This is a genomic window from Ideonella azotifigens (genome assembly GCF_006519715.1).
Classification (GTDB): Bacteria; Pseudomonadota; Gammaproteobacteria; order Burkholderiales; family Burkholderiaceae_C; genus Ideonella; species Ideonella azotifigens.
In genome coordinates this window covers 1-1,382 of the sequence record NZ_VIDT01001043.1, presented here as the reverse complement: position 1 = coordinate 1,382, position 1,382 = coordinate 1, and the positions used below count along the sequence as shown (strand labels likewise).

The 1,382-nt window shown below is 70.1% G+C and carries 1 protein-coding gene; it reads right to left on the bottom strand.

Annotation, left to right across the window (positions count from 1 at the left end; genetic code table 11):
• Positions 1–1,040 (bottom strand): efflux RND transporter periplasmic adaptor subunit (locus FKP22_RS30435; protein WP_141291935.1); only part of this gene is annotated, 1,040 nt, incomplete at its 3' end.
• Positions 1,041–1,382 lie beyond the last annotated feature (342 nt).

The following is a 1,382-nucleotide window of genomic DNA, read 5'->3' as shown; positions in this document are numbered from 1 at the left end:
GGCAGGCCTTCTGCCACCTCGACCAGGCCGCGCTCGGCATCCCGCCGGCCGGTGACGATGGTGCGGCGCATCAGCTTGCCGGCCTCCAGCGTCCAGACGTAGTCCTGCCCGGAAGCAGAGGCAATGGCGGTGACCGGCACCGTCAGCTTCGGTTCGCCAGCCGGCAGCATCACCCGGGCGCTGGCGAACTGCCCTGCCCGCAGCACTTCCTTGGGGTTGGCCAGCGTGACCGTGACGCCAATCGAGCGCGTGCCGGCCTCGGCGGCAGGCGCAATGCGCGCCAGCGTGCCCTGCATCGGCTCTGCCAGGCCTTCGACCTGCAGCGTCACCTGCATGCCGGGCCGCAGCTGCGACACCTCATGCGTGCCGACGCTGCCCGCCATTTCCAGCGTGCGCAGGTCGACGATGGTCAGCAACTGCTGCTCGGCCGCCACCTTTTCGCCCGGCAGCGCATGCCGCTTGGCGACGATGCCGGAGATCGGCGCCACCAGCGCCGCGTCGCGCTGCAGGATGTGCACCGTCTCGACCTGGGCCTGCGCAGCGGTGTACTGGGCGCGAGCGGTGTCCAGTGCGGCCTTGGAGGCGTCGGCCGCGTTGGGCGAGATGAAGTGCTGCTCGGCCAGGCGCAGGTTGGAGGTGTGCGTACGCTCGGCCTGGACCATGGTGGCGCGCGCCGCTTCGGCGTTGGCCTCACGCTCGTTCATGCGGGCATTCAGCTCGGCCAGGTCGATCACCCCCAGGCGCTGGCCGGCCGTCACCCGGCTGCCTTCGGCCACCTGCAGGTTGACCAGCGTGCCGGCCGCCTTGGCGCGCACCACCACCGTGTTCGGCGCCACCAGCGGGCCGGAGAAGCTGACATTGGCCGGCAGCGCCAGCGCCTGCGGGCGCACCACCTCGCGCGCTGTGAAGGCCAGCGGCTTTTCCGCTGCCTTGGCATGGTCATCATGGCCTCCGGCCTTGCGCATGGCCACCACCCCACCCACCGAGCCCAGCACCAACACGGCCACCACACCCCCTATCACCACCCTGCGCTTTTGCATGTCGTCACCTGCTTGTTTGGACCAGCCCTGTGCTGGAGCGGCCGCAGTGTAGGCCCGGGTTTCCGGGCTTCAAGTGCCGGCGCGACGGGCCGTTGTGCCGGCTGATGAACTGCAGCCGTGACGGACGAACGGCGGCGACCGGCGTGACCTCGTGCACCGGCGCCGCCCGGGCCACGGCGCAGGCTGGCATGCTGCGGCGCATCAAGCCCGGCTGCCGTCCACGCGTCCCATCTGCGCTTCATGACCGCCTGGCGTCGATTTGTCGCAAGTGGGGGCGGAAAAACTTCATGGTCGAGATAAGCTCGCGCCACTTTTTTCGCACCTTGCGGTGCCCGCCCACGA